The sequence below is a fragment of the Nocardia albiluteola genome, from assembly GCF_018860155.1.
In the GTDB taxonomy this organism is placed as follows: domain Bacteria; phylum Actinomycetota; class Actinomycetes; order Mycobacteriales; family Mycobacteriaceae; genus Nocardia; species Nocardia albiluteola.
In genome coordinates, this window is sequence record NZ_JAHKNI010000003.1 from 647718 (window position 1) to 664135 (window position 16418).

At 69.4% G+C, this 16418-nt stretch carries 14 protein-coding genes; 6 read left to right on the top strand and 8 right to left on the bottom strand.

Features of this window, described 5'->3' with window-relative positions; translation table 11 throughout:
• Positions 1 to 20: 20 nt before the first annotated feature.
• Both KO481_RS12720 and KO481_RS12725 read left to right on the top strand, forming a co-directional pair.
• A complete protein-coding gene (locus tag KO481_RS12720) occupies positions 21 to 620 on the top strand; it encodes an Rv1733c family protein (RefSeq protein ID WP_215917237.1) in 600 nt (199 codons plus the stop codon).
• A gap of 14 nt (positions 621 to 634) precedes the next feature.
• Positions 635 to 1546, top strand: a complete 912-nt coding sequence (locus KO481_RS12725) for a universal stress protein (protein WP_215917238.1) — start codon at positions 635 to 637, stop codon at positions 1544 to 1546.
• A gap of 18 nt (positions 1547 to 1564) precedes the next feature.
• Here the strand turns inward: KO481_RS12725 and KO481_RS12730 are convergent, their stop codons facing one another.
• The 5 genes from KO481_RS12730 to KO481_RS12750 form a co-directional block, all read right to left on the bottom strand.
• The gene (locus KO481_RS12730) at positions 1565 to 2206 is read right to left on the bottom strand and encodes a response regulator (RefSeq protein WP_215917387.1); all 642 of its coding nucleotides are present in this window, start codon (positions 2204 to 2206) and stop codon (positions 1565 to 1567) included.
• Between the two features lie 154 nt (positions 2207 to 2360).
• Complete coding sequence (locus KO481_RS12735; protein WP_215917239.1) at positions 2361 to 3353, bottom strand: Acg family FMN-binding oxidoreductase; 993 nt, start codon at positions 3351 to 3353, stop codon at positions 2361 to 2363.
• A gap of 77 nt (positions 3354 to 3430) precedes the next feature.
• Complete coding sequence (locus KO481_RS12740; protein WP_215917240.1) at positions 3431 to 4300, bottom strand: DUF302 domain-containing protein; 870 nt, start codon at positions 4298 to 4300, stop codon at positions 3431 to 3433.
• Positions 4301 to 4696: 396 nt separating this feature from the next.
• Positions 4697 to 6409: a GAF domain-containing sensor histidine kinase gene (locus KO481_RS12745; RefSeq protein WP_215917241.1), complete on the bottom strand. Its 1713-nt coding sequence runs from the start codon at positions 6407 to 6409 to the stop codon at positions 4697 to 4699.
• Between the two features lie 193 nt (positions 6410 to 6602).
• Positions 6603 to 7574: an Acg family FMN-binding oxidoreductase gene (locus KO481_RS12750; RefSeq protein ID WP_215917242.1), complete on the bottom strand. Its 972-nt coding sequence runs from the start codon at positions 7572 to 7574 to the stop codon at positions 6603 to 6605.
• 141 nt (positions 7575 to 7715) lie between these two features.
• Here KO481_RS12750 and otsB point away from each other — a divergent pair, with 141 nt between their 5' ends.
• Both otsB and KO481_RS12760 read left to right on the top strand, forming a co-directional pair.
• On the top strand, positions 7716 to 11720 hold the full coding sequence (gene otsB, locus KO481_RS12755; RefSeq protein ID WP_308166561.1) for a trehalose-phosphatase: 4005 nt from the start codon (positions 7716 to 7718) through the stop codon (positions 11718 to 11720).
• Positions 11721 to 12002: 282 nt separating this feature from the next.
• The gene (locus KO481_RS12760) at positions 12003 to 12665 is read left to right on the top strand and encodes a CBS domain-containing protein (protein WP_215917243.1); all 663 of its coding nucleotides are present in this window, start codon (positions 12003 to 12005) and stop codon (positions 12663 to 12665) included.
• Between the two features lie 298 nt (positions 12666 to 12963).
• Here the strand turns inward: KO481_RS12760 and KO481_RS44310 are convergent, their stop codons facing one another.
• The 3 genes from KO481_RS44310 to KO481_RS44315 form a co-directional block, all read right to left on the bottom strand.
• Positions 12964 to 13584: a sigma 54 modulation/S30EA ribosomal C-terminal domain-containing protein gene (locus KO481_RS44310; RefSeq protein ID WP_215917244.1), complete on the bottom strand. Its 621-nt coding sequence runs from the start codon at positions 13582 to 13584 to the stop codon at positions 12964 to 12966.
• Positions 13585 to 13775: 191 nt separating this feature from the next.
• Positions 13776 to 14279, bottom strand: a complete 504-nt coding sequence (locus KO481_RS12770) for a GNAT family N-acetyltransferase (protein ID WP_215917245.1) — start codon at positions 14277 to 14279, stop codon at positions 13776 to 13778.
• A 26-nt stretch (positions 14280 to 14305) separates the two neighbouring features.
• On the bottom strand, positions 14306 to 14632 hold the full coding sequence (locus KO481_RS44315) for a hypothetical protein (RefSeq protein WP_215917246.1): 327 nt from the start codon (positions 14630 to 14632) through the stop codon (positions 14306 to 14308).
• 219 nt (positions 14633 to 14851) lie between these two features.
• On the opposite strand from KO481_RS44315, the gene KO481_RS12780 reads away from it, so the two are divergent.
• Together KO481_RS12780 and KO481_RS12785 are read left to right on the top strand one after the other, a co-directional pair.
• Positions 14852 to 15277 carry an Hsp20/alpha crystallin family protein gene (locus KO481_RS12780; protein WP_215917247.1) on the top strand — a complete coding sequence of 142 codons (426 nt, stop codon included), beginning with the start codon at positions 14852 to 14854 and terminating at the stop codon, positions 15275 to 15277.
• Positions 15278 to 15365: 88 nt separating this feature from the next.
• The gene (locus tag KO481_RS12785) at positions 15366 to 16271 is read left to right on the top strand and encodes a universal stress protein (RefSeq protein WP_215917248.1); all 906 of its coding nucleotides are present in this window, start codon (positions 15366 to 15368) and stop codon (positions 16269 to 16271) included.
• Positions 16272 to 16418: the final 147 nt, after the last annotated feature.

Sequence of the window (16418 nt, forward strand, 5' to 3'; positions counted from 1 at the left end):
GAATTACCCGCTATCCATCGATGCCGGTGCGATGGCTGCGGATCCTGCCGTGGAGCCGCAGCCCGCTCATGCGGGGCTCCGACCGGATCGAAGCCGTTGTCCGGGTACTCGCGGTGGTGCTGCTGCTGGTCGCGGTGCCGGTCGCGGCCGCGACGGGAACCGCGTCCTATACCGCGGCCGCGGACCACATCCGCTCGGAAAACTCGACCAAGGTGGCGGTTCAGGCGACGCTTGTGGCCGACCCGGTCGTCACCGGCTCGCAGACGCCGAGCGCGGCCGCCGACAGCGGCCGTGCCACCACGACGGCGCAGGCGCCGGTGCGCTGGGTCCGGAACGGCCGCGCCGCACAGGCGACGGTCGAGGTTCCCGAGAGCGCGGTGCGGGGCGGCGCGATCGGGATCTGGCTCGGACCGGACGGGCGGCCCACGCCCGCACCGACGCCCTCCCAAACCGCCGGATTCGTCGGCTTCGGCGCCGGATTCACCCTGCTGGCGGCGATCTGGGCGGTCGTCGCCGGAGTCCTCGTCGCCCTGCACTGGACGCTGAACCGATGCCACAGCGCCGCCTGGGCCAGGGAATGGCTGCTGGTGGCGCGTCCCATGGGCCGAGACCACCGTTGAGAAGGAGCACGATCATGACCGAACACCTCGATTCGACTCGGCGCGAGCCGAATCCGCCGATACTCGCGGCCGTGGACGGCTCGGCCGCCTCGTATAAGGCCGCGACCTGGGCGGCCACCGACGCCGCGCTGCACGGCTGTGGTCTGCACCTGGTCACCTCGGTGTCGGTGCCTGCCGGGTACGGCCCCGGGGCGATGCTCACCGGCACCGACACCGACTGGCTGCAGGTCGAGGGAGAGCGGATCGTCACCGAGGCCACGCGGATCGTGCGGGCCGCCATGCCTGGCGCGGAACCGCCGGTCACCACCGAGGTCAGCTGGTCGCCGGACATCCCGGATCTGATCGAACGATCCCGGCGGGTGCGGACGCTGGCCCTGGGCAGCTCGGGGGCCGGCGCACTGCGCCGGGGACTGGTCGGCTCGGTGACCAGCGCAATGGTCCGGCACGCGCACTGTCCGGTGGCGGTGATCCACTACGAGCAGGCCGCCGATCCGATGGAGGTGATACAACCGGTCGTCGTCGGCGTGGACGGCAGCCCCAACAGCGTGCCCGCGCTGGTCGCCGCGTTCGAGGAGGCCTCCCTGCGCAAGGTCGGGCTCACCGCGGTACACGCGTGGGCCGATACGGCAGTTTCCTACCTGTCTATGGACTGGGAGAACGCGATGCGCGAGAACGAGGACATGGTGCTGGCCGAGAGCATGGCCGGCTGGTCCGAACGGTACCCGGAGGTGCCGGTGCGCCGAGTAGTGGTGCGGGACCGGCCTGTTCGTGCGCTGCTCGAGGAGGCCCATGGTGCGCAGCTGGTGGTCGTGGGCAGCCACGGCCGTGGCGGATTCACCGGCATGCTGCTCGGCGCCACCAGCAATGCGCTGGTCCATACGGTGGAGTGCCCGATTCTGGTGGTACGCCACGGGACAGGCCACTGAGTCTCGGGTTACCAGTGTCTAACTGGTCTGGCCCGCTTGGATTTTCGAGACGAAGACCGCGGCCTGGGTGCGCCGCTCCATCCCGAGCTTGGCCAGCAACCGGGAGACGTAGTTCTTGACGGTCTTCTCGGCCAGGAACATGCGCTGGGCGATCTGCCGGTTGGTCAGGCCCTCGCCGAGCAGGTCGAGCAGCGTGCGCTCCTGTGCGGTGAGATCGGCCAGCGGGCCGTTGGGCTCGGTGCTGCGGCGCAGCCGATCCATCAGGGCGGCCGTGGCCCGGCTGTCCAGCAGGGACTGGCCCTCCCCGACCGCTTTGACGGCCTCGGCGAGCTCCTTGCCCTTGATGTCCTTGACGAAGTAGCCGCTGGCCCCGGCGAGTATCGCGTCGAGCATGGCCTGCTGATCGGTGAAGGAGGTCAGGATGAGGCAGTGCAGGCCCTCGACGCGTGAGAGCAGCTCGCGGCACAGCTCGATGCCGTTGCCGTCGGGCAGGCGCACGTCGAGCACAGCGACGTCCGGGCGCAGGGCGGGGATCCGGGCCAGGGCGTGGGTGGTGTCGGAGGCCTCGCCGACGATGGTCAGGTCAGGGTCCGACTCGAGTAGGTCGGCCAGACCGCGACGCACGATTTCGTGGTCGTCGACCAGGAAGACCGTGGTCATGATGGTGTCCAATCCGCACAGTAGATCGTGAGATCACGATATTCCGGCGACTCCGACGCCGGAATGGGCCCAAAGTCATCGGGCGACGGGGCTGGGTGGCGCCCCGGGGTTCGACGTTGGTCGCCGTGTCCTACAACCCAGCGTACGCCCGCGATCAGTCCCGGAACTCGAGCGTTTCGGTCAGCGGCCTACGGGGGGTCGGGTCTGGCTGTTCGATGCCGGGGGCGGTGCCGATGCGGATGATCACCTGGGGAAGCGTGCGTTCCGGCAGCAGCGAGGCGACGGCCCGGCGGCCTGCGGGCAGCTCGGTGATGTGGGTCAGTGGGCAGGTGGCCAGACCGGCCGCCGTGCATTCCAGCAGGACCACGGATAGGGCCTCGCCCGCATACAGCCACTGCAGGGCGGATTCACCGTCGGTGCCCAGCACCACGAGCGCCGAGCGATCGCGCAGTTCGGCCCGGCGATCCGAATGCGGCGGCCGCGGGAAGGACCGGCCGATATCGACGCGGGCGAATTCCGCATCGGAGGCCAGCGCCGCCGGGGGGATCCCCTCGGGCATCTCGGAATGCCCTGCCCACCACTGTAATTCGTTCTGATAGTACATGTCGTCCCGGCGGTTCGCGTCGGCCTGGTCCGAGACCGCGGCCAGTCGCGGCCGGATCTCGTCGCCGACGGCGTCGAGTGTGACATCGTGCGGTGCGGTCAACCGCCGCAGCCGGGACAGCATCTCCTCCCAGCCGTCGGGTGGCAGCATGGGCAGCCGGTCGGTGCGGCGCGCGTCGATGGCGGCGGCGCGGTGCCCGATGCCCTCGGGTGGGTCCGGCCAGAGCCGGAAGTCGATGACGGCCAGAAGATCCGGCTGGTGCGGATCGGGAATATGTTCGGTATCGGTGTGCCAGCCGTGGGCGGCGAACATCGTGCGCGCGTGATGCAGGGCCGCGCCGCAACTGATGATTCGCTGGCGACCGTGCGGATCCGCGGCGAGCAGCTGTCGGTCCGGATCGGTGTGCAGGGACAGCCGGACGCCGTCGAAGATCCAGTGCCAGGGCTGGGTGTTGTGCACCGACGGCGCGCGGCTCGCCCGGCGCATGACCTCCAGAATGGTCCGGTGGTCGGGAACTGTCGTCAGGGGCTCGTGTGTTGTCATGCACCCGAGCGTGCCCGCCGGAGCCGGTCGCGCAAACGGCCTTTCGGGCTCGGCGCTGTGCCGATGGTCCTCTCCGGTCACGCGGCGGACCCGGCGCGCACCGCGGCGAGCACGTCGGCGAGCAGCTCGCGAAGCTCTCGGGCGCGGTCCTGCACCTCCGGAACGCAGGACTGCGCGAGCGTCATCGGGTCCGTCGCCGCGATCGTGACCGCGGAATCGATCCCGTGCACCGTCACCGTGGACGATGCCAGCCAGCCCGCCTGGGGGTCCGCCGCGACGGCCTGGCCGGTGAGCCGGGGATGGCAGGCGATGATCAGCAGATACTCGCCGAGATGTCCCGCGGGAACGGTGTGGAGCAGCGACCGCATATCGGCCTCGGAGATCAGCTCGAATTCGCGCTGAGCAAGTTCCCGCAGAGTGTGCCGGACGACGTCGGCGAAGGGGGCGTGCACCCGCGCGGTCATCGCAGGCGCCGGTATCACCGGGATGCGAATCTCAGTGACCAGCAGGTTCGGATTGCTCACTTCGTCGGGCCCGATGAGGTAGACCTCGGCCGGCGGTCCGACCTGCCGGTAGTCCGATGCGCGCAGCCACTCGTGCATGGCCGCGTATGCCGAACCGAGCCGGTCGTATCCGCCGCGATGACAGGTGCGCGCAACCAAGCCGCCGGGCCGCACGACCACCTCGGCGTCCGAGCCCGGCCCCAGGGAGGTGCCGAGATCCACCGGAACCTCGAACTCGATCTTCAGCGCCCCTCCCGGAGCCGCTTCGTCCGCATACGTGATGGCCGGCGCGCCGCAAGCGGTCAAACCGGCGCGTCCGGTCGTCGCGGTCAATTCCCGCATCCCGGCGGCGATGTCGGCGCCGAGCCGATCCGGCCGGACCTCCCACCACAGCCGCAGCACGGACAGTGGCGTCGATTCGCACACGTCTACCCGGTACTCCATCGCAACCCTCTCTTCCGCGTGTGTATCGCCGCCGCCGAGGACACACCAGCGCGGCACGGACGTCCGTTCACTCGGAATTCAACGCGCGGATGCCGCCCGCGACACAGGGCTTTTCGTCGATTTCGCCGGGATCTTCGGTCCATGATCGGCAGCCACCGCGATCAGGACCGGCATCGCATGAGGGACAAAAGTCCCCAAGGCCGGGACAGCGCACGGGTCGGCTACGCGCGTGGCGTCCCGTGCCGATGGATCGCTCGGCGTGAGCCGTGCATGGTTCCGGGATCGGTCGATCGAACGTTGGAAACCGCTGTGCGATACAGTGATTCGGTACCGTCCAGGTGAGATGTATTGGCCCACCGTGGCCCGGACGGATCGTGGAGGTACTCCTCCGTGTCCTCAGGGCAGCGGCGCGGTCCAGCGAAGCCGGGTGCCGGGGCCGGTCGCGCCGGGCGTTGCGGCCGGGAGGATCTCGAAGCTGCCACCGCATTCCTCAGCCCGGTCCGCCAGGTTCACCAGGCCGCTCGAGGCCGGATCCAGCGGCATGCCTCGCCCGTCGTCCTCGACCACGACCGTGATCTCGTCCCCGACATGCACGTCCACGCTGAGGTGATCGGCGCCCGAATGCCGCACCGCATTGCTTATCGCCTCACGGACCACGGCTTCGACGTTGTCGGCGAGGGTGATCCCCAGCTTCGAGAGCGGGCCGGTGATACGGACCGTAGTGGCGATCGGCGCGTCGGTGGTGTGCTGGCGGATCACCTCGTCGAGCCGCTGGCGCAGCCCGCTCAGTACGGGATGGTCGCCGTGCAGGTCGAAGATGGTGGTGCGGATCTCCTGCACCACCTCCTGCAACTCCGCCACTGACGTGGTGATCCGCTCCTGCACATCGGGCCGGTTGCTGCGCGGCACTGTGCCCTGCAGGTTGAGCCCCACCGCGAAGAGCCGCTGAATGACATGATCGTGCAGGTCGCGGGCGATGCGATCGCGGTCGGCCAGCACGCTCAACCGCTGCACCTGCTCGCGGCTCGCGGCCAGCTGCATGGCCACCGCCGCCTGCGTGGCGAAGGCGGTGGCCAACTCGAGAATTTCGTCGGCGTACTGCGGTGCGCCCTTTGGCCGCGCGGTGACCAGTACACCGAGGGCTGCCTCCGCGGTGCGGACGGGAAGCATCAGGACCGGTCCCTCGCCGACCCATTCGCTGCCGTGCCCGGCCGCGAACCGCCGCGCGGTCCCGGTCCGGAACACCTCGCCGATATCGGTATCGGTCGTCGGAAGCTGTCGAGGCGCAGAGGCCGAAGGCACGGCCGCGGCGACATCGAGGAATTCGACGTTCTCGGCCGGGACGTCGGGGTCCTCACAGATCGCCACGAGTGCCTGCTCGGAGGCGGTCAGCTTCCGGACGTGCTCGACCAGGTGCTCGAGTACCTCGTGCGATCCGGCGCCGGCGAGGAATTCGGTGGTGAAGTCGCGGGTGGCAGCGATCCACGCGTTGCGGGCGCGGGAGGACTCGTAGAGGTGAGCGTTGTCGATCGCGATGCCGGCCGCGGCGGCGAGGGCCTGCACGACCACCTCGTCGTCCTCGGTGAACGGCTGCTCGTTGTCCTTGTCGGTCAGATAGAGGTTGCCGAACACCTTGGTGCGGATCCGGATCGGCACGCCCAGGAAGGTGCGCATGGGCGGATGGTTGGGCGGGAATCCGACCGAGGCGGGATGATCGGAGATGCGGTCCAGGCGGATCGTCTTCGGTTCGTCGATCAGGATGCCCAGCACGCCGCGTCCCTGTGGGAGATCGCCGATGAGGGCCCGCTGGTCGTCGTCGATGCCCTCGTAGATGAACTGCACCAGTTCGTGGTCGTGCCCGCGCACGCCGAGCGCCCCGTAACGGGCGCCGGCGAGGGTGATCGCGGTGTGCACGATGGTGCGCAGCGTCTGGTCGAGTTCGAGCCCGGCGGTGACCGTCAGCATGGCCTCGACCAGCCCGTCGATGCGGTCCCGGGAGTCGCGGATCTGGTCGATGCGGTCGCGCACCTCGTCCAGGAGTTCCCGCAACCGCAGCTGCGAGAGGGTGTCGCGGACCGAATACTGGCTCGCGTCGGACGGCTGAACCATTGCTGCGCCTCCCTCCATGGCTCCCGTAGTCGCTGAGCCGTGTCGGCGGACTCGGGCGGACGAAACCAGTTTATCCGTAGCGCGAACTTGCTGGTACGCGAACGTTTGAACCGTGGATTGTTGGGTATTCAACACGATCGGCCTGGTTTGCGTTCGATTCGGAGGGCGCCGTGCCGTCACGACGAGCGCTGCGTCAACGCACGATCCGCAGGATTTCCCGCAAAGGCAGCCTGGGGGTGCGGACCGGCTCGGGTCCCTCGGGTGCGATGCCGACCCGGATCAGCGCTTGCGGGCACCCTCGGCGCCCGATCAGTTCAGCGACGATGGCCCGGCTGCGCGGGTATTCGGTCAGGTGGGTCAGGACGCAGGTGGCCAATCGGTCGACGGTGCACTCGAGCAGGATGGTCGACATCGCGTCGCCGCAGCGCAGGACGTCGCGGCGATCGTCGGAATCGGTCGACAGCACCAGCAGGGTCGCTCGATCGATCACAGTGTCCCGGCGTGCCTGCTCGTGGGTGACCGGAAAATCGCGGCCGATCGGTACCCGTGCGCGCTCGGCCGAGGTCACCAGTGCTGAGCGGGGGATGCCCACATCCGGACCGGATACTCCTGTCCACCATCCGAGCTCGGCCTGGTACTCGACATCGCGGTGGCGCAGCGCGCCTGTGAGTCGGCTGGCGTGCGCCAGCACGGGTTGCGCGGCCTCGGGCAGCACGTCCAGCATCGTGTCGGCGGGATCGAACATCGAGCGCAGCACCGTTTCGACATCGTCCCACTCGGCCGGCGGCAGCAAGGGCAGCCGATCGGTGCGCCGGAGGCGAATGGCCTCGGCGCGTTCGCGTTCGGCGGCGGTGACCGCCGGATGCGGTACGAAACGGACGGTGGCGGCATGCGTGTACCGATTCGGGTCCGGGCAGTGCTCCAGGACGGTGTGCCAGCCCTCGGCGTCCAGGGCGGTGCGGAGATGCCCGAGCGCGATGCCGCAGCTCAGGAACATCTGACGTCCGGTGGGATCGGTATCGGGCAGCATGCGGTCGGGCACCGCGAACAGGTCCAGCCGGTCACCGCCGAAAACCCACCGCCAGGGCTGCGAGTTGTGCAGGGACGGCGCGCGTCCCGCAGTCTGGACAGCCGCCTGGACGGTATCGACGGGGATCTGGTCCATGGTGTTCACGCTATTGCGGCACAGGCGATTCGGGCAGGGACGAATGTCCCCGGAACGGCGGTCCGGCGCCCCCCGGACGAGTGTGTCGATCGTCGACCTGCGGCCCTATACCCGGCGCCGCGTCAGGACGAGGCTCGGAGTGTGCACGACCAAGATGTCAAGGGCCCGATCATCGATTCCCGCGCGTTCGACGCGGTGATCTTCGATATGGACGGGGTGGTCACCGACAGCGCCTCGATCCACGCGGCGGCCTGGACCGAACTGTTCGACACCTTCCTGGCCACTCGGGCCCCGGGCCGCGGCGAGGACCTGTCGCCCTTCACCGAGACGGACTACGAGCGTTTCGTGGACGGCAAGGCGCGATCCGACGGCGTCGCGGATTTCCTTGCGGCGCGGGGGATCTCGCTGCCGCACGGAGAGCTGTCCGACCCGGCCGACGCGGTCACGGTCTGCGGTCTGAGCAATCGAAAGGATCGGCTGTTCCTGCGGCGGGTCGCGCGGGACGGGGTGCCGGCGTTCGAATCCACCGTGGCGCTGGTGCGCGGACTGCGGGCCGCGGGGCTGGGGACCGCGGTGTTCTCGGCCAGCCGCAATGCCGCGGAGGTGCTGGCGGCGGCCCGGGTCGGGGACCTGTTCGCGGTACGGATCGACGGCGTCGTGGCTTACGAGCTGAGCCTGCCCGGCAAGCCGGATCCGGCGATGTTGCTCGAGGCCGCGCGCCGGCTCGGTGCGCGGCCGGAGCGCACGGTCGTCGTGGAGGACGCTGAGGCCGGCGTCGCGGCGGGTCGTCGCGGTGGGTTCGGTCTGGTTATCGGAGTGGACCGGGTGGGGCATGCGGATCGGCTGCGGGCGGCCGGGGCCGACGAGATCGTTGCCGATCTGGCGCAGGCGCAGCTGCGAAGCGGATTCCCGCGGATGTCGGAGATTCCGGACGCGCTGGACTATTACCCCCGCATCATCGACCGGCTGGCGGCCGGCAGGCCCGCGGTGCTGCTGGATTTCGACGGCACGCTGTCCGATATCGTGCCCGATCCGGCCGCGGCGGTCCTGCACGAGGGTATCGCCGGGGCACTGGCGCGGCTGGCCGAGCGGTGCCTGGTGGCGGTGGTCAGCGGTCGCGAGCTCGACGATCTGCGCAAGCGGATCGACATCCCGGGCCTGTGGTACGCGGGCTGTCACGGCTTCGAACTGCTGGCGCCGGACGGGATCCCGCACGCGCACGCGGCGGGCGTGGCGGCCGAGGCGGCCATCGCCGACGCGGCACGGCGGCTCGATCGGGAGCTGCGGGGGATTGCCGGGGTTGTGGTGGAGCACAAGCGATTCGCGGTGGCGGTGCACCACCGCGCCGTGGCGCCGGCGCGGGTCGCCGAGGTGGTGGCCGCCGTGCACCGCGTCGGGCACGAGGGCGGGCTGCGTGTCGCGGCTGGTCGCAGGGTCACCGAACTGCATCCGGATCTGCACTGGGACAAGGGTTCTGCCGTCAAGTGGCTGCTCAGGCGGTTCGGTGCGCCGGCGGTCCCGGTGTACATCGGCGACGACCTCACCGACGAGGACGCGTTCGACGCCGTCACCGCCGACGGCATCGCGATCTGCGTGCGCCACCGCGAGGACGGTGACCGCCGCACCGCGGCCCAGTTCACGGTCGAAAACCCCGCCCGCGTGGCCGATCTGCTCGACCGATTGACGAACCTGATTGCCGCCGAGGGCATCTCGGCGGTCCCGCGGGACTGGTTGCTGGACTTCGACGGCTACGACCCGCCCACCGAGAAGCTGCGGGAGGCGCTGTGCGCCGGCGGCAACGGATATCTCGGCGTCCGTGCCGCCGCGCCGGAATCGAGGGCCGGTACGCACCACTACCCGGGCACCTACGTCGCCGGTATCTATAACCGCCTGGACGACGAGATCGCCGGGCGCACGGTGGACAACGAAAGCCTGGTCAATCTGCCGAACTGGCTGCCGCTGACCTGGCGCGTCGGCGACGGCGACTGGTTCGATCCGGATGCGGTCGAATTGCTCTCCTACCGTACCGAATTCGATCTCCGGTACGCGGTGCTGACCCGGCGGTGGCGGTACCGCGACCCGGACGGCAGGATCACCGCGGTCACCCAGCGCAGGTTCGTGTCGATGCACGCACCGCACCTGTGCGCGCTGTGCACGACCCTCACCGCCGAGAACTGGCACGGCCGCCTGACGATTCGGTCCGCGATCGACACCGCCGTCCGCAACGATCTGGTCGATCGCTACCGGGCGCTGTCCGGGCAGCATCTCGCCGCGGCGGAGGTGATCCGCCCCGGGGAAGACGGCGTGGTCGCCCTGACATCGACCGTTCAGTCCCGCATCCCCATCGCCACCGCGATCCGAACCACGATGCGTAAGAACCGGATACGGTACATCGGCCCCAGTTCACCGTTCGGTGAGCCAGGACTGGCCGGACACGACACCGAGGTCGAGCTGGCCGAGCGGGAGTCGGTCACGGTCGACAAGATCGGCGCCCTGTACACCGGCCGCGACCCCGCGATATCCAGCCCCGGCGACCAGGCATGGCGGGAACTCGCGGGGATCGACGACATCGATACCCTGCTCGGGCCGCATATCGTCGCATGGGAACACCTGTGGGCGCGGCTGCGGATCGACCTCGACGGAGATGGAGTCGCCCTTCGCACCGTGCGGCTGCACCTGCTGCATCTGATGCAGACCCTGTCGCCGCACACCGTCGCCGTCGACGCCGGGGTCCCGGCGCGCGGCCTGGCTGGGGAGGCGTACCGCGGCCACATCTTCTGGGACGAGCTGTTCGTCCTGCCCGTCCTGACCCTCCGATTCCCGGCGCTCACGAAATCCCTCCTGGGATACCGGCATCGCCGCCTGCCCGAGGCGCGCCGCCTGGCCCGCGACATCGGCTGTGCCGGTGCGCTGTTCCCGTGGCAGTCCGGCAGCGACGGCCGGGAGGAGAGCCAGCGCATGCACCTCAACCCGCGATCGGGACGTTGGACCCTCGATCCGAGTCCGCGCGCTCATCATGCCGGAATCGCCGTGGCCTACACCGTATGGCACTACTACGAGGCGACCCGGGACCGCGAATTCCTCTCGGAGACCGGCGCGGAATTACTGATCGAGATCGCCCGCTTCTGGGCCGACCGCGCCGTCCATGATCCGGGCGACGACCGATTCCATATTCGCGGGGTCATCGGGCCCGACGAATTCCACGCCGGCTATCCGGACGCCCCGGGCCAGGGCATCGATGACAACGCGTACACCAACATCATGGCCGCCTGGGCGATCCGGCGCGCGCATGATGCGCTGCACCGGCTCGCCCCACGGGTCCGCGCGGAACTCCTGGAATCCCTGCGGATTCCGCCGGGGGACCCCGAACGCTGGACCGCGGTGGCCGACCGCTTGTACGTCCCGTTCCACGACGGGGTGATCAGCCAGTTCGCCCGTTACGAGGAACTGTCCGAACTCGATTGGCCCGCCTACCGCGAGCGATATGGCGACATCGCCAGGCTGGACCGCATTCTCGAGGCCGAGGGCGACACCGTCGATCGCTACCGCGTGGCGAAGCAGGCCGACATCCTCATGCTGTTCTACCTACTGTCCGCGGATGAGCTCCGAGACCTGCTGGGCCGCATGGGATATCGGCTCCCGCCCGAGATGATCACGCGCACCGTCGACTACTACGTGGCCCGCACCACGCACGGCTCGACGCTCAGCGCCGTCGTGCACGCCTGGGTCCTGGCCCGCTCCAACCGCGACCAAACCGTAGCGTTCTTCCGAAGCGTCCTCGAGTCAGATGTCCACGACATTCAGGGCGGCACCACGGCCGAGGGAATCCACATGGCCGCCATGGCCGGAAGCGTGGATCTGTTGCAGCGCTGCTTCACCGGGCTCGAAATTCGCGGCGGCAGGCTGATATTCAACCCGTGCTGGCCGCCGGAACTGGGCCGGCTGAGCTTCCCCATGGTCTATCGAGGCCACCGCCTCACCGTCCGCATCGACGCACGGACCCTGGAGGTCGCCTCCGAGCCGGACCGGGCGCCGGGCGTGGACATCGAATGCGGCGGGCTCCGGTATCGGCTCGCGGCGGGCGGTGTGGTTCGAGTGGCCCTGGCGGGCGACACAATTGCGGCGCCGCCCGAGAGCGCCGAGTAGGCGGCGGTATCGGGCGGACACGGTGATCATCGCCAAGTCGTTCCATGTGCGTCCCGCCCGCCGAGGTGGAGGTCGAGGTCCAGGACGGGGTGGTCACGCTCACGGGCGTCAGGATCCGGGGCGACAGCGTGTGCAGCAGCGCGAAACACCGTGAGACTGATTGTCTTCCGCCCGTGTTCCCGAGGTCGCCGGGATAGGTGACTTGCGGCCCTGGGGCCGCCTTCCGGTCCTCCGGTTGGCTCGGAGGGGACGACAGATCACACACAACAGGAGGCGATCGCCATGTACGCCCGCGATATCTTCAGTCGCCCAGTGGTGACGGTGCATCCGCGGACACCGCTGCGGGAGGCCGCGGCCCTGCTGACCGAGCACGGTTTCGCCGCCCTCCCGGTGGTCGACGATGCAGATCACGTCATCGGGATGCTGTCGGAGTCCGATGCCCTCGCCGCCGCCGCCGCCGCCGCCGCCGCCGACGACGACGACGCTGCGCAGCTCGCGACCACCGTCGATGCGGTGATGGCAGTGCCGGCGGAGGTCGTCGACCCGGGCGCCGACACCGGCGCCATCGCCGCCCGGATGCTGGCGCTGCACGTGCGGTCGATGCCGGTCGTGGAGGCCGGGGTGCTCGTGGGCATCGTCGCTCGCCGCGACCTGCTGCGCGCCCTGATCCGCGACGACGCCGCGACCGAATCGAAAATCCGTGCGCGGCTGGACAATTACGCCGGCAGCCGCCGCCAGTGGACCATCACGGTGGCAGAGGGTCACGCGACCATCCGCGGGCGGTTCGCCGACGCGATCGAGCAGCGCACGGTGTCGGGTCTGGCCATGACGGTCCCGGGCGTCGACAAGGCGGAGACCCTGCCCGAAGCGCCGGTTTCCTCCGGCGGTGCGCCCGCGCCGCTCTCGGAGTGGCTGCAACGCAAGGCGGAGGAGACGCGCGGGTAGCGGCCGGAGAGCACGGATTGCGCCGTGCCCGTGGTCTTTTCCGGCGACATCGGAAACCGCGTGCAGTGGCGGAGGTTTGGCGGTGCACGACGCTGGCGGGCGCGCGTCGGCGGGGCACTGTGGTACCGCGCCAACGACTTTGGTCTCTGCCAGGCCCTGGACGGGTATCGGCGGCTGCTGGACGAATACGGTCCGGAGATCAGTGTGGCGGTGCGTAAAGCTGCGCCCAGCCGTACGGCCGGGTCGGTCGGCAACTCCCAGGAGATCGAGATCTACGCTTTGGGGTCCGGTTTCGCAATCACCGGCGCGAGACGATCAATCCGTAGTGCCCGTCGTAACGGTGATACAACACGCAGCCGCGGTCCAGTGCTGGGTCGCGGTAGAACAGGAACGGTGATCCGCTCAACGACAGCCGGTGGAGTGCTTGCCGCCGGTTCAATTCCGGGGCCGGAGCGTTGTCGACGGTGATCCGCAGATTACCGGGGATGACGGCCCGTGGCGGCGGATCGAGCCGGGTGAGGCGGTAGTCGCCGTGCGCGGTCCGGTACAGCAGACTCTCGGCCTCGGCGCCCGGTTCATGGAACATCTCGAACGGGTAGTCCATCAGTGTTATGTAGACCGCGGCATCGGCCGCCATGTGATCGTGGAGACGAAAGGCCTTGGTCCGCATTATGGTTCGCTGATGCGCGGGCCGCACGAAGAGCAGCGTCGGCGCCTGTGGTCCACAGCGTTCCCACGCAATCGGCCCGGAGCGGGCCAGGGCCTGCAGTCGTGTTCGCGTGCGCGCCTGCAGTGCGTCCACCACCCCGGGGACGCTCGCGCCGGTCACCTGCACGCGGATCGCCCGCGAGGTGGCGATGTCCACCTGGGCGACAAAGGGATCGGCCGCCGCCGTGTCGTGGTGGTCCGTCACACGCACGCGTACCGACGTAATAGGCGAGGGGTGGCGCTCGACTGCTCTGCGGATACGTTGCCGCGCGTAATCGCCGAACATGCGCGGAATTCGAGCATCGAGACGAACGTCGACGACCGGCGCGGCTGGACGGCCGGCGGCGCGGATGCCTCCGCGCGGGAACGGCCGTGGGTCGGCCTCGGGAGCGCTGGTCATGGTTACCGTCGCTGTACAGGGCCGAGTTCCAGTACGACGCTGACGACGCCGTTGTCGCACTTCGCGTTGATCGGCATGTCGGCATCCATCAGCAACTGCATCGTCGTCGAGTTGGTGGACAGGATCTCGGCCACGAAGCGCTGGATATCGTACCGGCGGGCCTCCTGCGCGAGACCGGCGAGCAGCGTGGTGCCGATGCCCGAGCGCTGGTCCTCGTGCGCCACGATCATCGTGACCTCGGCGCAGCGGGGATCCTCGAGCACGACGTAGTTGGCGACGCCGATAAGCCAGCGGCCCAGGAAGGCGCCCACCGCGAAATGCTTCGGATCGTGCGCGGCGATCTGCGTGGCGACGTGGTCGAGATTCTTCGGGCGCGGTCCGAAAAACCGGTAGTAGCGGTCGCGTTCGCCGAGCCCCGCGTGTAGATCACGGACCGTCGCCGTATCGCTCGGCATCAGCGTGCGATACGTCACCTCCGTCAGGTCGATGGCTGTATTCGCGGTCATGGTGATCCTTTCGGTGTTGTTCGCCGCTAGATCCGCAGTGCGGTGGCGGCGGTGTCCGGTGGCGCGGTGGTGTCCAGCACGGCCGCAGCGGGCCAGGTCGCCACCTGCCGGACCAGTCCGGACAGCGCGCCGTGAGCGACGGCAGGGTCGTCCAGCCGGTGCGACAGGCGCGCGGTATCGGGCAGCGGCGGGCGCATGACCAGCACCGGCTCGTCCGCGCCGCCGGCCGGGTCGCTCAGGTGCGCGACGCCGAGATGGACATCGGGTGCGAAGCGGCGGTTCAGTTCCCCGAACAGCGCGACCACCGCCGAATGGGTTTCGGCGAGTGTCGCGAAGGGGGTGGTGGACTCCATGGCCAACAGCTTGGCCGATCATCGCCCGTTCCGTGATGGCCGAAAGTCCCCTGACCACTGGGCTTGTGACCCGGCAGGCCGGTCGCGCCGGGGCAGCCCGGCCGGTGCCGGGGGACTTCCGTCACCTCGGTGTGAAGGCGCGATGCCCTAGGAGTTCAAACGCGGGAACGATGAAATCGACGGGGTAGGAACCGGTACCCACACAGCTGAGGAGTGACCATGAACCTGCTTCCTGCCCATCATCGCCCGGGCTCATTACTACCCGATTTCACCGACCTGTGGAGTGCGCTCACGCCGGGCCTGGCGCCCATGTTCGGCAGTCACATGCTGCGGGTGGAGGAGTCCATCGACGAGGGCCATTACGTGGTCCGCGCCGAAATCCCCGGCATAGATCCGGCCAAGGACCTGGAGGTGTCCGTGCACAGCGGGCTGCTCACGATCAAGGCCGAGCGCAGCGAGACCGCCGAGGAGAAGGGACGTTCGGAATTCAGTTACGGTGCGTTCGAGCGCACCGTATCGCTGCCCGGGGGCGCGAAGGACGAGGGTATCGATGCCAGCTACGCCAAGGGGATCCTCACCGTCAGAGTTCCCCTGGGCAAGCCCAAGGAGAAGGTCACCAAGGTCGACGTGAAGTCCGGCGATTAGCGGTGGATTCTCGGCCGGGGCTGCGGCGTCCGGACGCCGCAGCCGGTCGCCGTCTGGATGGCAGCCGATCGGGTGAAAGGAGCAGCTCATGACGCAGCAAGACCACGGGGTCGCGATCGTCACGGCGACCGATGGCTCGGCCGGGTCGTATCGGGCGGTGGCGTGGGCGGCCGCGGACGCGGCGCTGCACGGCTGCCCGCTCGAGGTGATCGCGTCGATGGCGTTCGAAGGGCCTTACGGTCCGGCGCCGTACGTGACCGCGGAGGTGGTCGAGCAGCTGCAGCACAGCGGTGAGGAGATCGTTGCCGAGGCGGCGCGCATCGCGGCGGCTGTCACGGGCTCGAGCCCCGTCGAGGTCCGCCAGGAGGTGACCTTCAATCCGATCATCGGCGTCCTGATCGAGCGCTCGCGCACCGCACGGGCGCTGGTGGTCGGCAGCCGGGGCCGGGGCGCGGTGCAGCGTGCGCTGCTCGGCTCGGTGAGCTGGGCGATGATTCACCACGCGCACTGCCCCGTCGTTGTGGTGAGCGTCGCGGCCGGCAATGATCCGGTCTCGATGCGCGAACCGGTTCTCGTCGGTGTCGACGGGAGCCAGAGCAACGCGCCGGCTGTCGTGATCGCGTTCGAGGAGGCGGCACTGCGGGGCGTCGGGCTGACGGCGCTGCGGTGCTGGAGCGATTCGAGCGACGGTGAACTGCTTGCCGGTGCATGGGAACAGGCGCGGGACAAGGAGCTGGCGCTGCTGGAGGAGGATCTCGCGGTCCACCGCGAGCGCTGGCCGGATGTCCCGGTGCGCAGCCTCGTCCGGCGCGACCGGCCCGCGCACGCCCTGCTGGCCGAATCGGACAACGCGCAACTGGTCGTGGTGGGCGGCCGCGGCCGCGGCGGATTCGCCGAGATGCCGCTCGGATCGACCAGCCGGGCGCTGGTGCAGTCGGTCGAATGCCCGATCCTCGTCGCCCGCGAGCCCGGTGCCGCGCCCCCGAGCCGATAGGAACCTGCCCGATGCGTCAGGACCGACCTCCCCGGCCGGGTGGTGTCGGGGTCTGGCATCCGGTGCGACGGCCCGGATGCTCGGGCCGGAATTCGTGTATGTCCACCGAAGGTCCCTTCCACGCGGCCGAGTGTCATCGTCGGCGCG